The sequence below is a fragment of the Chitinophagales bacterium genome, from assembly GCA_019694975.1.
Classification (GTDB): domain Bacteria; phylum Bacteroidota; class Bacteroidia; order Chitinophagales; family UBA10324; genus JACCZZ01.
The window spans coordinates 819,929-839,064 of sequence record JAIBAY010000001.1 but is presented as its reverse complement, the minus strand read 5'-3'; the positions used below and the strand labels follow the sequence as shown (position 1 = coordinate 839,064).

8 protein-coding genes are annotated in these 19,136 nt (G+C 47.4%); 2 read left to right on the top strand and 6 right to left on the bottom strand.

Going from position 1 to position 19,136, the window contains the following annotated elements; genetic code table 11:
- Positions 1-163: 163 nt before the first annotated feature.
- The gene (locus tag K1X61_03200) at positions 164-2,584 is read right to left on the bottom strand and encodes a TonB-dependent receptor (GenBank protein ID MBX7107634.1); all 2,421 of its coding nucleotides are present in this window, start codon (positions 2,582-2,584) and stop codon (positions 164-166) included.
- Positions 2,585-2,860: 276 nt separating this feature from the next.
- On the opposite strand from K1X61_03200, the gene K1X61_03195 reads away from it, so the two are divergent.
- On the top strand, positions 2,861-3,109 hold the full coding sequence (locus K1X61_03195; protein MBX7107633.1) for a hypothetical protein: 249 nt from the start codon (positions 2,861-2,863) through the stop codon (positions 3,107-3,109).
- Between the two features lie 311 nt (positions 3,110-3,420).
- Here K1X61_03195 and K1X61_03190 read toward each other — a convergent pair whose 3' ends face one another.
- The 5 genes from K1X61_03190 to K1X61_03170 form a co-directional block, all read right to left on the bottom strand.
- Positions 3,421-4,080 carry a hypothetical protein gene (locus K1X61_03190; protein ID MBX7107632.1) on the bottom strand — a complete coding sequence of 220 codons (660 nt, stop codon included), beginning with the start codon at positions 4,078-4,080 and terminating at the stop codon, positions 3,421-3,423.
- Positions 4,081-4,669: 589 nt separating this feature from the next.
- Complete coding sequence (locus K1X61_03185; protein ID MBX7107631.1) at positions 4,670-6,490, bottom strand: hypothetical protein; 1,821 nt, start codon at positions 6,488-6,490, stop codon at positions 4,670-4,672.
- A gap of 12 nt (positions 6,491-6,502) precedes the next feature.
- Positions 6,503-10,882 (bottom strand): T9SS type A sorting domain-containing protein, encoded by a 4,380-nt coding sequence (locus K1X61_03180; protein MBX7107630.1) that lies wholly within the window; start codon positions 10,880-10,882, stop codon positions 6,503-6,505.
- Positions 10,882-13,677: a hypothetical protein gene (locus K1X61_03175; protein MBX7107629.1), complete on the bottom strand. Its 2,796-nt coding sequence runs from the start codon at positions 13,675-13,677 to the stop codon at positions 10,882-10,884. The genes K1X61_03180 and K1X61_03175 overlap by 1 nt, the downstream gene beginning before the upstream one ends.
- A gap of 12 nt (positions 13,678-13,689) precedes the next feature.
- Positions 13,690-15,291 (bottom strand): TIR domain-containing protein, encoded by a 1,602-nt coding sequence (locus K1X61_03170; protein ID MBX7107628.1) that lies wholly within the window; start codon positions 15,289-15,291, stop codon positions 13,690-13,692.
- 783 nt (positions 15,292-16,074) lie between these two features.
- On the opposite strand from K1X61_03170, the gene K1X61_03165 reads away from it, so the two are divergent.
- On the top strand, positions 16,075-19,104 hold the full coding sequence (locus tag K1X61_03165) for an amidohydrolase family protein (protein MBX7107627.1): 3,030 nt from the start codon (positions 16,075-16,077) through the stop codon (positions 19,102-19,104).
- The last annotated feature ends 32 nt before the right edge of the window (positions 19,105-19,136 follow it).

The following is a 19,136-nucleotide window of genomic DNA, read 5'->3' as shown; positions in this document are numbered from 1 at the left end:
TCCGTTTGTATTCCGCCTACATGCCTCTGCGAATCGGGTTGCATTCATTGCTTCAAAGGTAATCATTGGCAGTGCCGGTGTCCGGAGGCTTGCCTTCGCTCACAAGTTTTGATTCAAGCGGTGGTTCATGCGGCTTGCAAGGGCGAAAGCATAAGCACTGAGCTTAGTTTTTGAAGTCAACCGGCACTATCAGCTTAATGGAAAAATTTCGTCCCATATTGTAAACGCCCGTGCGACCTGTCACATTATTTACTGCTTCGTATTTCAAACGGCTCAAATGACTTTGATAAGCAACATCAGCCAGATTGTTTGCCGTGATGTAGAGCGAAAATAATGTTCGTGATTTTGAAACGACATCTGTTCCAACGCCCAAATTCAAAAGGGTATAACCTTTCGTTGCCGTCTCTGTTCCGAATGCTGCATAGAAATGATTTTGGTCAAAGTAATAATCCAATCCGAATTTCATGTAAGCATTGTTAAACCATTTTCCCAGCTTCTTTTTGTTTGCCCGTAATTCAGAAGAAAATTTTGGAGCGGGAGTAAACGGCAAATACTTCATGGAATCGGGTTGATGCTGCTGCACAGATTGCACATAAGAAAAACTGTTTTCAAAGTGCAGCCAGTCCAATGGATGCGGATGAATGTCTATTGTAATTTCTCCTCCGAAAAGATTTGCATTGCCTGAAGTGTATTTGAAAGTGCTGAATCCATCAGAAAGCGAGTCACCGCCACTAACGCTGTTTAATTTTTGCAGATAGATGAAGCTATTGATGTAGTTATAGAATAAATCAGCTTCGGCTGTTATATGATGAGCGTTCAGGCCAAGTGCATAATCCAGTTGAAAACTGTTTTCGGGCTTGAGCGCAGGATCTCCGATGATGTAATTCACCGTTCCTTCGTGCACTCCATTTGCAGAAATCTCGGCAATGTTTGGTGCACGAAATCCTTTTGACACATTGAACTTGGTGAATACTTTTTCATTGAACTGATAAGCTGCTCCGATGCTTCCCGAAATTCCCTGATAGGTTGAATTGAAAAGTGAGAATTGATGCAACGAAGTTTCATCAGGCGTTTCCGTTTCCTCTCCGTTTGAATCAAGCCATAAATCTTGTCCGTGTTCGTTCCGGGAGTCGTAACGCAGGCCACCGCTCACATCTAATTTCTTCCACGATTTTTTTGCAATGGCAAAAATACCAATATCAAAAAGATTGTAATCCGGGATGAGAAATTCTGTTCCCTTGTTTTGAGAGTTCTGATACATGCCGTTTGCACCGAAGGAAATGTTGAGATTATTTTTATCCGGCAGAATATAACGCACATCATAGTTGATGGTGTTCATGAAAAAGTAAAGTCCGTATTGTCCTTCTTCCAAAATGTCTGCATACTCCTGTCGCTGATTCTGTTGCCAGCCAATTACCACTTTCAAACTTCCATCCCCTAAAATGAAACTGTTGTTGAGCACTGCCTTGTAGTGATGAATTTTCTGATAGGGAGTAAACGGAGTGTAATCATGAAAATCCGTGCTGGTGGCAATGGCCGTTCCTTCTGTTGTGTCGTTTTCTGCAATGGGTTTGATAAAGCTTCCTGTCGCGCTGTCTCTTTCTCCCTCAACAATGCCGGGAGTTAGATTGTAAAGACTGAAATGCAAATGAGCATAACCCCATGATTTATTCAGTCCGAGAATTCCTCCGAAATTATTTTCCTTGTAACCCGAATTGAAAACATAGCCGTCATACTTGTTCTGATAAGCATGAGCCATTTTGTTTGAGTAACGGATATCCCAGATAAAACCATTTTGATTTCCCGCAAGGTTGAGTGATCCGCCAATCTGTCCGTTGTTGGTTTGGTAGTTCGCTAAAAGGTTTCCCTGAATTTTTCCATCGGGCAAAGTTGGAGCAGGAAGCATATTGATAACTCCTGCCATTGCATCACTGCCATAAGCCAGGCTCGCCGGCCCTTTTAAGATCTCCACACGGTTTACGCCATATTCGTCAATCTCAATGCCATGCTCATCTCCCCATTGCTGTCCTTCCTGACGAATACCATCATTCACAACTACCACCCTGTTGTAACCAAGTCCGCGGATAACAGGTTTTGAAATTCCTGAACCTGTCGTTACCTGTGAAACTCCGGGCTGGGTAGCAATTGCATCAATGATGTTGGTTGCGGAAAGTTGTTTGAGCTGGATGGATGAAATGGTTGTGATAGGAGTTGGTGTTCTGTTTTTCTCAGCCGATTTTGAAAGTCCTGTTACAACCACTTCGTTCAACTCCGCAACAGATTCATCCAATGCAAAATCTTTTGTTGTAATTGCAGCCAGATCTATTTGTTCTGCTATGAGTTTGTAGCCAATGAAACTTATCTGAACCAATGCTTTTGTCTGAGGAAGGTTTTCAATTTTATAAGTTCCGTCAATACCGGATGTTGTTCCCGTTTTCAAATCAGGAAAATAAATTGAAACCCCGGCCAATGCTTCACCTGTTTTGTGGTCGGTGATTTTACCCGTGAGTGTAGTTTTGCCAATGGCATAGCTGGTGGTGATGGTTGCTGCACACACAGCAATAAGGAGCATTAATTTTTTCATTTTTACTTATGATTAGCTGTTAAACTGATTGTTTGTTAAATGCTGCCGCACACTCGGGCTTCACCCATGCGTGTAACAAAAAAAGTACAATAAGAAATCAGGAAACAGTTGGCGGACCTCGCAGCGAAAAATTGAACTTGTTATGTTCAAAGGAAACCGCCTGATAGAAATGAAAATAATTTTGAACAATGTGTGTAACGAAAGAAACAGAATTTTTTAGTGCGGGCTTATCTGCCGCCGCCGGTACAAAGTCGCAAATGAAGCAATGATGCTCCATTGGATGAAAGTGAACGACACTTCTTTGGGTGCAATGAAAATCGTTGCGGTGATTATACTGGTGAACAGCCTCTGTTACTGTTGGAAATAAAATCAACAGCAGGAAAAAAACAGACAGATACTTTTTCAGTCGCAAAGACATGGTTCAAAGGTAAAGAAATAATTGATGTGGTGTCTTGGAGCGTTGGGGCAAAACAAAATGTGCTGCCAATGGCATGGGTTTGGGCCATGGCCTGCAGCGCTTCATAATTTGCAGGAGCGATAGCCAGACGGCTTTGCCGAAAAGTCCGGAGCGATAAACTTTGATGTCTGCAAAATGTTCAATCGGAGCGTTAGCGGTTTCGCATTACATTTTCAGATTTGCAATGGGTGGACTTTCAGCACAAAAGCTTATCCGGAGAACAGACTTCCTTTACCCACAAAACTGTCTGCGGAGCACGAAACCCCGCCTATTGCAGATGTGCTGTTATGCGTTCGTGCTGCTGTCTGTTCGTAGTTCGTCTGCTCAAAGTTCGCACAACTGTTCAATGGAAGTTGGTTATCATGTCTCAGATTTACTGTCATTCTGTTTCAACTATTTTTCCGTCTGCTTGGATCTTATATCTTTTCTCTCCGTGAACCTGTGAAGCGAACTTTATTGTCAGGTCTTTATTGATGCAACCATTTTCGTCCGTAAACCAGGGCACTCTTGCTCCTGAAATACTTAATCCTGTTCCACTAAAAACAAAAGATGCAATTAAAACTTGGGAAATATATTTTCCATTTTTGTCAAGAGTGCAGATATATTTTTCTGAACCGGGAATGCCGTTGATTGCAAAAACTCGCTCATACAAAACCACATAATAACTTTTTGTCGTAAGCGGTGAACTGATTGCATAAAAATCAGAATTTAAGAAGTCCTCAATTGATGCTTTAGCAGGCGTATCATTATTCTTGCCACCTAAGGTGCAGCTATATTTGCTTTTGGGAAATAAATGTTGCATTACAAACTCTTTTGTCAGGAGTAGAGAGCTGTCCTTTTGATAACTGGCGTTTTTTTCAAAAACATCTTGTGCTTCGCCTTCTATTGTGTCGGTATGATAAATAGCTCCGAAATAAACTTGTTCGTCATGGGAGTAACTCACGCAGATTGGTAAGCTGTCACGTTTGAACATTTCAGTGATAGACTTTGCACTTTGTCCGAATGAAACAAAAGTCAAGAGTAATAAGATAGTTGTCAAACAAATAATATTCATTGACTCGTCCTGAAAAAAGTTTACAGTTTTAGAAGATAATCCTGCTATTCATTTACAAAGTTGATTTTAGTCCTTATAATGGTTTACACTTGCTTTTTTCCTGGGGTAATAATTCTTCCACAATCGCTTTACTATAATGGGTTCAGTTGCATGATGAATGATAGCGGGAGTATAGTTGCTGATACTCATGTGTGGCCTTTGGCTATTGTAAAGTTAAATGGTTGCACTGTCCCAATAGCATGACCGCTAACACTGGTATTGTCGAATATCCTCCACGCTCAATCTTTCGCTTTTTCGCACTCCGTAATGCAGATATGCGAAGTTTTTGCCGTCAGGCAGTTTCGCTTTTTGGCATAGCAGTCTAAATTTAGGAAGTTTGTTAGAATCTTGTCCCGGCTAATTTGATAGCGCTGATCTTGATCTTAATGCCTGATATGAGCTAAGTTGGGAAAGCACTTCATTCAGACAAGAATTGTTCGATAACAGTTCATCTTCCCGCCTTGAAATTCTTTAGATAATGAAACCTGAGCTTATTCAACAACCCGATAACCATGCGCCTGCGGAGCGCCGGCACTTACCACCGCAATACCAGCCCCGCAATAACAGCAAATGCAAAGTAACCTGACTTGGCCCGGCCTTCATAGATGGAGGAATAGGTGTCGGTTGTATTATTCACGAAGGTGTAGGCAGTCGATTGATCAGACAGCGGCGCATACATTACATTGCCGCCAAATTTGATGGCGAACCGGTCGTTGTCGTTGAAGTTATAGCAGGCCTCAAACTTCGCATGAAAAGCAATATTGCTGCTGCTGAAATTTTTGGTTTCGCCGCTGTATTTCTTGCCGGCGGCGAAGTCGTAGCCGCTCTTGTTCAGCATGTCAAACACAGCCTGTGCTCCCGGCGATTCCGACTGCGCATTGATGCTGTCGGCCGTCATGTAAACATTCCACGTAGAGCCATGATCGAAGTGATCGTAGTAGGTAAAGCCATCACGGCTGAGCGTATCCACCTGGTATAACCCTTCGAAATCAACGGTGGCGTTGTAACGCGATGAGTTGGTCATCAGGAGGAAGGAAGGACCGGCGGCAAACTCTATCTCCCACTTATAGAAACGCGTGGCGTCTTTCGGCAGTATTATTTTCCGGTATTTGAAATACAAAGGAAAGTCGGCTATCCGGTACGTGAGGTCTTCTTTGGAGCCGGCCTCCAGCGTCACCATGCGGCGGTAATCGGTTACGCCATCATTCGACCGGAAAACATACACGGCGGGTGCAGTCACTTCATACGAAGCAGTGAAGCGGGTATAACTTGCACCAACGGACAGACCGAAATTTTTCTTTCGCTTGCCAAAGTAATAAGATAGGTCGGCGCCCACTACCGGGCTGATACTGAGTCCCGGATCGGACATCGTTCCCTGTTGCGATTCATCCAGGTCAACCTGGTTGTAGCCCATTGATGCAGGGTCGGGCATATTCAGCTTTGTGGAATTTAACTGAAAGCCTACATAAGGCGTGAAATCAAAGTTGGAAACAAAAAAATCAGACGGGCAGCCGTTGTTGCCCGCTGCACCATAAATGTAATCGCAGTCATCGTCAGTATCCGGAATCTGATCGAGGTCGCTGTCGGTGCAGCCATGCGCGGTAAGGTCGCCGCGCTGCTCTTTACAATAATCATCTTCATCAATCACACCATCATTGTCGAGGTCATTGGTGCAACTGTCATATTCCGTGGCGATGATGCTGATGCTGCTGATTTTCATCGTATCCCGTTTCACCCGCAACTGCACCAGCATGGTATGTTTGGCAGCAAAGTGATAGACAGGGCTGCCGGTTTCACGCACCGCACTGACGGCAGCAACAATTTTAGCAGTGTCATCCTTACCGGTTTCAACAGGATGCTCTTCATATTTATACTGCAGCAGGTGCATCGCCAATGCATAGCCTGAGTCGGCATCGAATACATACTGCCGCCATTTTTCGCCGGAAGTGGTTTTGGTGAGTGTCACATTGATCACGGAATCGGCGGCGGTGAAGGTTCGTTCATAAGTAATGTCCGTTGCTTCGGTCTTCATATTCCGGAAATGCAGGGCGAGATCATGCGCATAAAATTCAAAACTCTTGGCAGTGGTTTTATACGGATCGGCATCACCGGTCGATGCAGGGTTGAAGATCGCATCAATCTCATCCTCCACGGTAGCACCGGGCCAGAAGAGTTCTTTAAACTTATTAAAGCTTCGGATATTCACGCTTTCGCTTCCGTCTTCATGCAAACCCACATTCCAGGAGCCGAGCAGCTCATTGATGACAGCGGTATCCGACCTCGCATGGCTTGACTGTGACCGTGCGATGGCGGGCAGGATCAGCAGCAGGATCAGCAATATATATGTATTTCTCATGCGTCTTTTTATTTATTGGGCCACCACGATCCGTGCAACAGCCCGTTGTTCATCGGTGCTGATCAGCTCAAGGTGGTAGATGCCGTCCGGCAGGTTCAGGTCTTCAAAGTATTCGCTGCTTTCATAATTGTTTTTGATGAAAACGGAGCTGAAGACCACGGCTCCCAATGTGTTGTACATCCTGGCTGCTATGCTTCCGTACATATTGCCCGAAAGCAAAACGCGGAAGCTGCCGGTTGTAGGGTTGGGAAATGCTTTAACGCTGATAGAAGCATCCGTGCCTTCATCCACAAGTTTTCCGGGCGGAGCATAGGGCCCGTTGTAATACACCTTGCTCTGGCAGTCTCCTCTTTTCAGCAATACCCAGAAACAATATTTATCGGTAGCAACATCAGTACCGGAGCTGTTGATGAATTTTTCTTCGGGAACAAAAAACTGGTACACCTGTCCTGCAATTTCCTGCGGAGGGCCGAGCAGTGTATCCAGCGTAACGGCATCAATGCCCACGATCTCATCATAACCCCATTGATAGTTGTGCTCACCGCTTCCGGCATTCATGGAGTTGTCGGGATATACCAGCAGGTTACCGGGCTGTTTCAGTATGATCTTTCGGGCGGAGATGGAATCCGGGTTAGCCGTCACATTCACCACCTGCTCTACAGAATCGGGGCATCCGCCTAATGAATCGCTGTTCATCGCATACACTTTTATTTTAACCTTGCCTGCCGTGTTGTGAAATGTGATCACGGTGTTGGGGTTGCTGCTGTTGCCGATATCCGCTGCATCCCCGGGCGTCGCTGTCCAGAGATAGGTGACACCATTAGCGCCCTGTGGCTGATTGATATTGAAATTTATGTTGGCGGCTCCGCCACAAACGGTGATGGGTAATGAATCAGGAGACAGGGATGTGAAAGAAGGCAATGGCGGTGATGGGTTCACCTTTACCTCGAGCAATGCATGGTTCACGCAAGTGACCACATTGGTATACGTTAATGTGAAATCATAGGCCACCGTAACCGGTGCCAGGGTGATGTTATCCAGCGTTTCATGAATGAGGCTGTCGTTGCCCAAACCCGGAGCGTTGGCGATGCCGGCAATGCTGTCGCGGCTCCAGCTGAAGTTCGTGCCGTTCGTTGCACCAGTGGCGAGGTAATGGAAGAGCACTCCGTCGCAGATGGCGGTATCTGCCGTGCTGCTCATTTCCGGTGTGGGGTTCACCGTCACCTGCAGGTATTGCAGGTTTGTGCAGGTATCAATGGTCAGTGAAAAAATATAGCTAATCGTAATCGGCGCCTGGGTTGTATTGGTCAGTGTCTCATTGATAAAGCTGTTGGTGCCCGAACCGGCAAATGGATTAATGCCATCCACATGCGGCCTGATCCAGCTGAAGGTAGTGCCCGGTGTCGGGCTGCCTGCCTGGTAAACGTAAAGCACATTGTTGCAGAGTGTGGTATCAGTATAGCTGTTCAGCACCGGCGTGGGGTTAATGGTAATGGTAAAAAAGGACAACGGGCCGTCACACAGATAGGCGCTGGCATACACTGCAATAGTATCTACGATTGGAGTGAAGCCTGCATTCATTGCAACAAAGGCGGGAATGTCACCGCTGCCGCTGGTGCCAAAGCCGATGTCCTGTGTGCTCGTCCATGAGAAGGTTGCGCCGGCGACATTACTGCTGAACTGTATGCCGGCAACAGCCACATCGTTACAATAATTCTTATTCGCAACGGCATCCACTTTCGGCGAAGGATTAACAGTGACATGAATCGGCTGCACATAAAAGCAGGTGTCAATGGTAAGTGTGAAAAGGTAAGTAACATCCACCGGCAGGTTGGTGGTATTGGTCAGTGTTTCATTAATCAGGTTGCTATTGCCGGAAGCAGCGGCATTGCTGATGCCAGGTGTCAATGCCCTGGTCCAGCTGAATGTGGTGCCAACCGTTGCGCTCTCGGCCTGGTAAACAAACGGTATGCTGTCGCAAATAGTGAAGGCAGTGTCTGATGATAAGCGCAATACTGGATTTACGGTGACGAAGAGTAAGCTGATGTTTTCGCAGTTTTCATGCGATAGCGTAACGATGTACAAAGTGGTGACAGGGTTGGATGTTGTGTCCTGCAGCGACTCGCTGATGATGATGCTCTCATCCTGGTTAGATTCAGGAATGATGCCCGGCACAGCAGGCCTTTCCCAGGAGAAAGTGGTGTTAGCGGTGGCGGAAGAAAGTGTGGTGGAGAAAACCGCATCGTTGCAAATGGAATAGAAAAGCACGGAGTCGGTGAGTTCCGGTGTGGCTTTCACGGTAACATTCAGCTGCTGATTGGTGGCAGGGCAGCCGCCGGCACCTACCGTGAAAGTGTAGGTTACGGTAATGTTATTCGCTGTGGTATTGTCGAGTGATTCATTGATGAGGTTACTGGTATCAGACGATGCCAGATTACTGATGCCCGGCACAGCGGCTCTGCTCCAGCTGAAGATCGTACCAGGAGTTTCACTCGTGGCGAGATAAACAAAAGGCGCATCATCACAAACGGATTCAGTCAATGAACTGCTTACGGAGGCAGTAGGCGTTACCGTTACCAGCAATGTATCGTAGCTGATACAACTGCCGCCGGTATTCATTTGGAAATTATAACCGACCACGACATCATGATTCGTGGTGTTGTTCAGCGTCTCGCTGATGAAGCTGCCGTTACCGGAAGCCGCGCTGTTGCTGATGCCAGTTACCAATGGCCTTGTCCAGCTGAAGGAAGTGTTGATGTTGGCAGTCGCCTGATAAGTGAATGGAACTCCGTTGCAGACATTTTTGATGGTTGGGCTGGTGAAGTACGGTGTGGGAACGACGGAGATAATAAAGATGGAAACCGGACCGTCACAACCGGCTTTTGTTGCATACACTTTAACGGTGTCTGTAACCGTGACGGTGTCGGCATTCAGTACCACAAAGCCCGGGATATTACCTACGCCGCTGATGCCAAAGCCGATATTGAGGCTGCTGGTCCAGTGAAACTCATCACCGGCAGGATTGCTGCTGAAAGTGATGCCACTGATCGTTTCTCCATTACAGTAGATCTTGTTGGGAACAGCAATCATGAGCGGTGACGGTTCCACGTTGATGGAGAAGTCTGCCTGCGGTTTGGCGCTTTTACAGCCATTGGCCGTCACCACCACCTTGATCGTGGCTGTCTTGGTAATGTTACCGCTGTTCGCAGCTACAAAAGCACCGATATTGCCATTGCCGCTGTTACCAAATCCTACATCCTGTGAGCTCGTCCATTGAAAGGTGGAACCGGTAACATTGCTGGTGAACATCACTCCCGGACTGTTTTCGCCATTGCAATACGTAATGTTGGCAATGGAATCGAGTAAGGGAGTCGGATGTACCATTATTTTAAACTGCATGCCCGGGCCCTGGCAGTCATTCGCAGTTGCATAGACTGTTATGGTAGCGGTATCTGTTTCATTGCCACCATTTGTTGCGGTGTAGGATATATTGTTATTGTCGCCTGATGTGCCGAAGCCGATATTCCGGTCGCTGGTCCAATGAAACGCAGCACCGGCTGTAGCGCTGCTGAACTTGATGATCTTTGCGGCAACGCCATTGCAGTAGGCCGTATCAGCAATCTGATTCACTACGGGCACAGGGTTCACTACCACGGTGATGCTGGCGGAACAGTCGCTGAGATTATTAGCAGTAACCGTATAGGTTTGCGTGGAATCGGGCGTTGCTACCACAGAAGCACCGGTTGTAGCCGATAATCCTGTTGAAGGAGACCAGTCGTAGCCGGTTGCACCAAATGAAGTAACGATCAGCTGCACACCGCTGCTGCTGCCTTCGCAAATGGAAGGCGAGGAAGGAAATACCTGTATCTGGCAGGAGGCATCGAATACAGAGAATGTATCAGCAAGCGCACAATCGTTCTTATCCGTAATAATTACGGCATAGGTGCCTGCCGGCAAATTGCTCAGGTCCTGTGTTACAGCGCCTGTATTCCAGAGAAAATCGTAAGGTTGGGTTCCACCTGAAACCGTTAAAGTGATGGAACCATCTGAACCGCCGGGTGTGGTGGCATTGTTCACGATGCTGCTGATGCTGAGTGCGGAAGGCTCTGTGATGTTAAATGTTTTCTGCCGGGAACAATTGTCATCCGTTACGGTGATGGTGTAAGTGCCGGGTGAGAGGCCGGTCCTGTCTTCTGTTGTTGCGCCGTCATTCCATTCATATGTCACTGTTCCTACTGCTCCTGTGACGGAAACATCAACTGCTCCATCGGCTGCTCCGTTGCAGGTAATATTAGACTTCACACCGCTTACTGACATGGTGCATGCTGCCAGTGCGGTACCGTGCCATCCTGCAATAACCAATAAGAAAAACAACAGCCTGTAGAGCTTCATCAGTAATATTTATTGTTTTTGGTTGTGTTGGAAAGCACAGCGGTATCCAGTTGCGCCTGCAGTTCTTTCAGTAATTCATCCACAAACGGGTTCCACCGGTACGTGCTGTTTTTTGTGGTCAGCAGTTCAACCCGGCTCGCTGATGCAAGGTACCTTGCGCTCCTGATATCACCGATGTTTTCCGGTAATTCAATGCCGGTGAGTTCTTTGTTAGCTCTCAGGTAGGTAGTCAGCAGCGCCGGTGATGCGCCCAGCTCATACACGATGGCTTTGCCCCTTATACTCGTAGCCAGCAGGCAACAGGCCTGGTTTTTTTCGCGGATAAAAAAATCGATGGCGGTAACTTTCGAGTCGAGCTGATTTTTATAGACCGGTTGATTCCTGCTGTCTTTCATGAAATTGATATAACCGATTTCACCAGTTAGCAAACCGAAAAAAATCACGTCGCTGCCGGCATCGTAATCTACCGCCGTTACCTGTCCGCCCATGGGAATTTTGTAGGTGCTGACGGGCTCCAATGCATTGTTGAGTTTTTCAACCGTGAGCACATTATCTTCTGTGGCGATCAGCAGCATCAGATCAGTACTGTCGGCGTCAAGCGCGCTGATCCTGCGCGGCAAGAGCTGATACGAATTGTTGTATTGCACCCTGAGCTTGTCGTTGCTGATAGTTACGGCATGACCATTTCCAAGTGAACAGGCATCAGGCAGGTAGCCGGTCGGGCCACCGTCACTGATTTTATCCATCACGAAATCTTTGTTTTTCTTCTTGCTGTCATTTTTGTAATTACCCAGCACGAGGCTGTAATAGAGTTTGTCGTAGAGTTCATTATTGCGGACATCCGCTTTGTTGCCCGGGTCTTGTTGCAGATTTACGAGATGCCACCAGTAAGAGTAATAATTATAGTTCCATCCATGGTTGATGGAATCCGCATCGGTTGGCCCTTCGCGTATCAACTTCTGATACTCTGATGCGGCGATGCGGCGGTTTTGTTTTAAGGTCTCCTGCAGCAGGCTGTCTGCTTTGTTTTTTAGTATCACCGCTCTGCTTTTCTCGGCGTTGGCGATCTTTGTCTGCTCTTCTGCTACAAGCCTCAGTGAGTCGGCCACTATTTTGGCAGTATCTGCTTTCAGCTTTGCTGCTACGGCTATTTCTTTCTGTGTATCCGCTCTTGTCTTTCTCACCTCTGCAGAATCGAGCGCCACAACGGTCGCCTGCTGAGCGATCTCCGCCCTGTTCCTGGCAGCGTCTGCCTGCAGCCAAAGCCATAAGGCAGTGGCGGAGAAGAGTGCCAGGATGATGATGGCTCCGGCGGCAATGCGGCGCCTGTTACGGGCAGCGCGCTCTTTCGCTTTCTGCAGCGCAATGGCTTCTTCCTCACTCTTAAACAGAAAGGCTTTTGCTTTCGCGAAGTTATTGTCATAACGCTCCGCCCACAGCGCCGTGGGTTGATTCGTCTTATACCACTTCAGACCAATATCGAGCTCCGGGTTGCGCCAGAGGTCTGTTTTTCCCTGTTCATACAATTGTGCCGCTGCCGACAGCCGCAGGTAAACCTCCGCATTCATCGCCTCTTCATCAGTCCATTTTGACAATCGTTCCCACACCCGCATGATGCTCTCATGCGAGATGTCTATGATAGATTTTTCAGTTAGCGGAACATCCGGCGGCGGCATTAAAAAGGTACGTCCCGGTTTTCTGAACACTTCAACAATATCTATTACCTGTTCTGCGCCGGCATTGCTCAGTACACTGAGATCTTCCACGCTCGTCGGCCTGCGCGTGCCGCGCACGTCGGCTGCCTTATCGGTGAGCGCTTTAAACATCAGCTCACAGGTGTGTTGCTGCTTTTCTGTTTTTAATTCGGCAAAGGCCTCTTCCGCATGTTGCGACAGTGCCTTGTCCATGGTACCGATCTGTTCATAATCCGCGATATCAATGGGAACGGCAGGTTGTTTTTTTCTATACCAGTTATCCCATGTACGCATCATGGCATGCTGCAGGATCGGCAACTGGTCAAGATTATTACCGATGTCATTCAGCACGCGCGTAACGAGACGCGGAGCGATTTGCGCACCACTGACGGCAACCGGGCCGGTGATAGCCTCGCGGATTTCTTCGCGCGTCATGCGTGGCACGAGGTATTGACCTGCATTGATGGCTTCAGGCAGACCGCGGAACTGCGCACAGTCGCCGAGGAAATCAGAGCGCATCGTCAGCAGCACATAAACGGGGAAATCCTGCTGTTGCGTGGCAGTCAGCAGGAGATTGACAAAATTCAGTGCATCACTTTTCCCGTCATTGGCTTCAGCTTCATACCGGCTGAAGCGGAAGAGTTCTTCAAACTGATCAATCACCACGAGCAGGTTTTCCGTCGGCGCCAGGTGTGCCTGCCGGTATGCCTGAATCAGTCCGCCGCCGCTGCGCCGCAAGGTGGATTCGATGATCGGCTGATAAGGAATACGTGATGCAGCAACGTCTTCATACAAAACGCTTTCCCGCGCAAGTTCTTTTGACATATTCCCGATAGGATCATTACCCGGCCGGAAAGTGATAACGCGCCAGTTGGTGCCCACAGACAGAAACCCGCTGTAAACGGCCGGCAATAAACCCGACTTGACCAGGGATGATTTGCCGCTGCCGGAAGAGCCGATGACAGCCAGGAAGCGGCTTGCTGCAAACTTCTTCAGCAAATCATTTATTTCATTGCTTCTTCCAAAAAAGAGATAGTCCTCGTTTTCCTCAAACGCGCGTAACCCGACAAATGGATTTTTCATTTTGGTGCTGTCAGCCATCAAATGCCGTGGTTATTTGAGTTTTGCCTTGAAGTCGTTAAACAGATCAGGATTAAATCCGGCCAGTCCATTCACTACGGTAAGCTCATGAGAGCGGAATCTTTCTTTCTGTGGTGATGAAGGGCCGGCGAGGTAGGCGATGCCGGCAAGCAAAGGTTTAGTGCGGCCGAGTGCCGGAATGCGTAACATATCGCGTGTCATGCTGCGCAGCCAGAGCTCATTGGCATTGCCATAGTAAACAAGAATGGCATCACAGGTGCGCAGGTTTTCTTCGTGCTCTTTTCTCAGGTCGGCTTCAGCTCCTTCAAAAACCGGCAATATCACCTCAAAGCCGCTGTCGAACAGGAAATCTTCTATCACTTTCGTATCATTCAAATCACGCTGATCGCAGATGAAGTAGACCATTCTTGGGCCGGTATCAGCGGCATCCGATGCTGCAGCCGTTGTGTTATTATTAGCCTGCTGCCGTTTCTCTTCTTCCTCCGCTTTACGGCGTGCTTCTTCCATCACCTTTTCCTTCTCTTCTTTCTCTTTAGCCTCCTTTTTACGAATCGTATCGAAGATGGCAAACTTGAATTCTTCAATAGTGCCTTCGAGCAGGTCAGAACCGCTTTGCAATACTTCGTGGTGTCGCAACTGATCAAGAAAAGCTATCTGCCTTGCATCCTCTGCCACCATGTTAGGTGGTATCCAGATCAAACGGCTTAATCCGTGCTCTGCACTCTGTCTGGCGGCAATTTCATTTTGAATAGCGAGAATGGATTGTTCCGATCCTTCCGGCACCAGCCCGTAAGAAGCACCGACGACATGGATAGAAAGCGTGCATTCCTTCATAAAGCTTTCCACTTCCTCTTTCATCAATGCTGCTACGGGTGTCAGGTGCTTGTTCGGCAGTACTGTAAAGCCGGTATCTTCGAGTTCCCGCTTCAGATTTTCATGGTATTCCTTCAGATCATAAGAAGTATCAGCGAGGTAGATTTTCTTGCCGGTATTTACTTTTCCGGGATCATAGGTTATTGCGGCGGAGGCATGCTGTCCGTTTCCATTCGACTTAGACGGATCATAGCCGTCGAGTGCCATGATGAGTTTAGCGATGTCCTGTGCCACATCATTGGCCTTTGCCCAATAAGCCTGCTGCATCTCCTGCCCGTACATTTTGTCGAACTCCGTAAACTTGCCTGATGCGGAATCTATTTTATAGAATTCATATCCTAATATTTCGCGGATCTTTTCAGGTTGTTCATCGCGCTTGACGGGTGTCTTAATTATTTTGAAGATACGTGCCTTGTTCTCTACACTGATACCTCCGTTTTCGTTGGCAGCTTTGAAAAACTCTTCCACCTCCTTGGTGCACCACGACGATTTCAGATATCTTGGTGTGATGACAGACACCAGCACTTTCAGCTTGGGAAACTGTGCAACGATCTCAGGTGCAAAGAAGTCGTTGCCCTGCAACCTTGCATCACGCCAGATGACAGGCTTGACACCGGTGATCTGGAAAACTCGGTTTTGCAGGTACTCATGCAGCTCTGAAATCCAGCCCTTCATGCCTTCCGTCATCGGCACATCGTCCACATGAGCGTAGCTGATAAATACGTCCTTTTCGAAATTCATTGAACGGCGCTTTTTAAGGGAATGTCGTCTGGTATCAACTCAAACGGATTTCCAAGATAGCAATAATATTTTTATCAACATTTTTGGAAGTATAAAACCGGTGATTTCAGGCAGGGTATTTCGAATGGATGATCTTCGTAAAACGCTTGTCCAGCAATAACTTTAGATGATTGGAGCCATTTCGGAGCTGCTCATTCCGGTGGTTGAGCTGGGATCATTTCTATCCGGAATATTTATAAAAATGTTGATAACTGATGTAGGGTGGAAAAACGGGGTTTTATCACTTTTCACGGCTTATTGGCAGGTTAAATGAGCCATCATCCTGAATATTCAGGGCATCCGGCAAGATTTATAGTTGTATAGTTTCATCCACATAGAAGCTATATCAAAAATAACCGGAGTCATCCTGTTCGGATTGACCGGGATCAGTATCACTTACATGCATTGACAGATGCCGGAATAAATGCGGTATGACAGCATTGATTGCCTGTTTTGAGATATCTTCTACTATTCAGCAAAAGAAAACACGACAGCAGAATCAGCCCTGCGCTGTTTTGTATTGTTTTCCTGAAAAAATGGAAATGAAACATGCGCAACGAATAAATAGTATAAGATGCCTTGCCGTTGTCAGCGCAATTCATTTTGTATTACATGCAGTACGTTGCCTGAAATCAACTGCTTGTCGAAGGATAAATGCAAAGGAGGATTTTCTTTTTACATTGTCGCACATTTGTGCAGAACAGAACTTGCATGCCTGCAAATCATTTCAATTCTTATCCTGCTATGAAAATAGTTACCACCTTCCTGTTGCTGATTGTTGCGCAGCCCTTGTTTTCGCAGCCAACCTTTCCGCGTAACGGCGTAAAAGATGAACGTGAAAAACTGTATGCGTTTACCCACGCCAACATTTACACCGACTATCAGACGTTGGTGGCAGACGCTACGATGATAATCCGTGATGGAAAAATTGAAGCAGTCGGACTGAATCTGCCGGTTCCGAAAGGAGCAATAGTGCAGGATATGCAGGGAAAATTTATCTACCCTTCCTTCATTGATATCTATTCGGATTATGGCATGCCTGCAGTAGTGAGGTCGCAGGATCAGGGTCCGAGAGGGCCACAGTTTCTGACGAATAAAGGCGGTGCATATAGCTGGAATCAGGCCGTGCATCCGGAAGTACAGGGCAGCAGCTTATTTGAAGTGAAAGCCGATCAGGCTAAAGATCTCCGCGAGCTGGGATTTGGTACCGTGTCATCCCATCAGAAAGATGGCATCATGCGTGGCACAGGAGCCGTAGTGTTACTGGGAGAAGAAAAAAGCAATGAGATGCTACTGAAGGATCAGGCGGCAGCTTATTACTCCTTCAACAAAGGTGTTTCTACGCAGGATTATCCTTCCTCGCTGATGGGCAGTATCGCTTTGCTGCGGCAGACGTATTATGATGCGCAATGGTATAAATCAACAAATGGCAAGGCAGAGGCGAATATCTCGCTGGATGCGCTGAACAAAGAGTTGCAGCTGCCGCAGGTTTTCGAAGTGGGCGATGTGTATTCTGTCTTACGTGCCGACAAAATCGGTGATGAGTTCGGCATCCGGTACATCATAAAAGGAGCCGGCGATGAATATCAGCGTATTGATGATATGAAAGCAACCGGTGATGCATTTATTCTTCCGCTGAATTTTCCGCTTGCATTGGATGTCGAAGATCCTTATGATGCGGAACAGGTTCCCTTGTCGCAGCTGATGCATTGGGAAATGGCACCGTCCAATCCGGCTGCCATGGAAAAGGCAGGCATCACGTTTGCCCTTACGTCTGCTTCACTCAAATCAAAAAATGATTTCTGGAAAAACCTGCGGGCTGCCATTGACTACGGCATGAGTCCCGCTGCTGCTTTAAAGGCGCTCACCTACACACCGGCGTCCCTGGTGGGAGTGCTCGATCAGGTTGGCACACTGGAAAAAGGCAAGGTGGCTAACTTCATCATCTGTTCTTCCGACATCTTCAATGAAAAAAACATCATTTATCAGAATTGGGTAAAAGGGTCTCCTTATGTGGTAAACAGTTATAACCTGCAGGATCTGCGCGGCACCTATACGCTGACTGCCGGCACACTTGCCAGCTTAAACCTGGTGGTGGAAGGAACAGCCAATGCACCGGAAGCGTCGGTCAGGCTGAATGAAAAGGAAAAGCTGAAAACAAGCATGAGCATGAAAGATGATCTTGTAACCATTTCATTCCGTTATCCTGCCGACAGCAGTAAAGAGATGTATCGACTCAGCGGCTACCGGAAAGATAAAGATCTGGCAGGCAGCGGGCAGGACCCCAATGGCAACTGGATCAGCTGGACAGCGAATCTTACTGCACCCTACCGTGAAAAAGCCGATACCTCGAAACAAAAGGAAAAACCTGAAGCAGAAGGAGCTGTTTTATATCCTTTTGTCGGATATGGAAATGCCACGCTGCCGAAGCAGGAAAGTTTTCTGTTCAGGAATGCAACGGTATGGACCAATGAAAGTGAAGGTATTTTAAGTAATACGGATGTTTTTATTTCCGGTGGAAAGATTCAGAAGATCGGGAAGAACCTGCCGGTACCGCAAGGCGATGTGAAGGTATATGATGCCACCGGAAAATTCCTGACATCGGGCATTATAGATGAGCATTCGCATATCGCCGCGGCACAGGGACTGAATGAAGGAACACAATCGGTTACCTCGGAAGTGAGAGTGGCCGATATCATTTATCCGGGCGACATCAACATCTACCGGCAGCTTTCCGGAGGCGTCACCGCTGCGCAGGTTTTGCACGGTTCGGCAAATTCCATTGGAGGGCAGACGCAACTGATCAAACTGCGGTGGGGTTATTCACCGGAAGCCATGAAATTCGAAGGCTGGCCGGGCTTCATCAAATTTGCATTGGGTGAAAATGTGAAGCAATCCAATTGGGGCGACATGAATACGAGCCGTTTTCCGCAAACGAGGATGGGTGTGGAGCAAACCATGTATGATGCGTTCATCAGGGCCAAAGATTATAAAGCAGCATGGGCAGCTTACAATGCGATTCCTGCAAAGCAGAAGGCATCAGCCGTGGCGCCGCGCCGCGATCTTGAGCTGGATGCATTGGTGGAGATTCTCGATGGAAAAAGATTCATCACCTGTCATTCCTATGTGCAGTCGGAAATAAATATGCTGATGCATGTCGGAGATTCGATGGGCTTCAGGGTAAATACCTTCACTCATATTCTTGAGGGTTATAAGGTAGCGGATAAGATGAAGGCAAGGAATATCAATGCATCCAACTTCTCCGACTGGTGGGCATATAAATATGAAGTGTATGATGCCATTCCCTATAACTCCGCCCTGCTTACCGGCGTGGGTGTGGTTACAGCCGTCAATTCCGATGATGCTGAAATGGCGCGCAGGCTGAACCAGGAAGCGGCAAAGAGCATCAAATACGGCGGATTGAGTGAAGAAGAAGCCTGGAAGTTATGCACGCTCAACCCTGCAAAGATGCTGCATGTGGATGACAGGGTCGGCAGCATTAAAGCCGGCAAAGATGCTGACGTAGTGTTATGGAATAATGATCCGCTTTCCATTTACGCCTCGCCGGAGATGACACTGGTGGATGGTATTTGTTTTTTCAGCCTGGAAAAGGACGCACAACATCAGCAGCAGATGCAGCAGGAACGCATGCGACTGATTAATAAGATGCTGCAGGCGAAAAAGAACGGTGCACCGACTGAAAAAATAAAAATTGAATTCAACCGGGAATGGGATTGCGATTCGATGACTGATGGAACGGACGTCGGGCAGTAGTAAAATGCCTGCTCACCGTTTGTACATTTTCA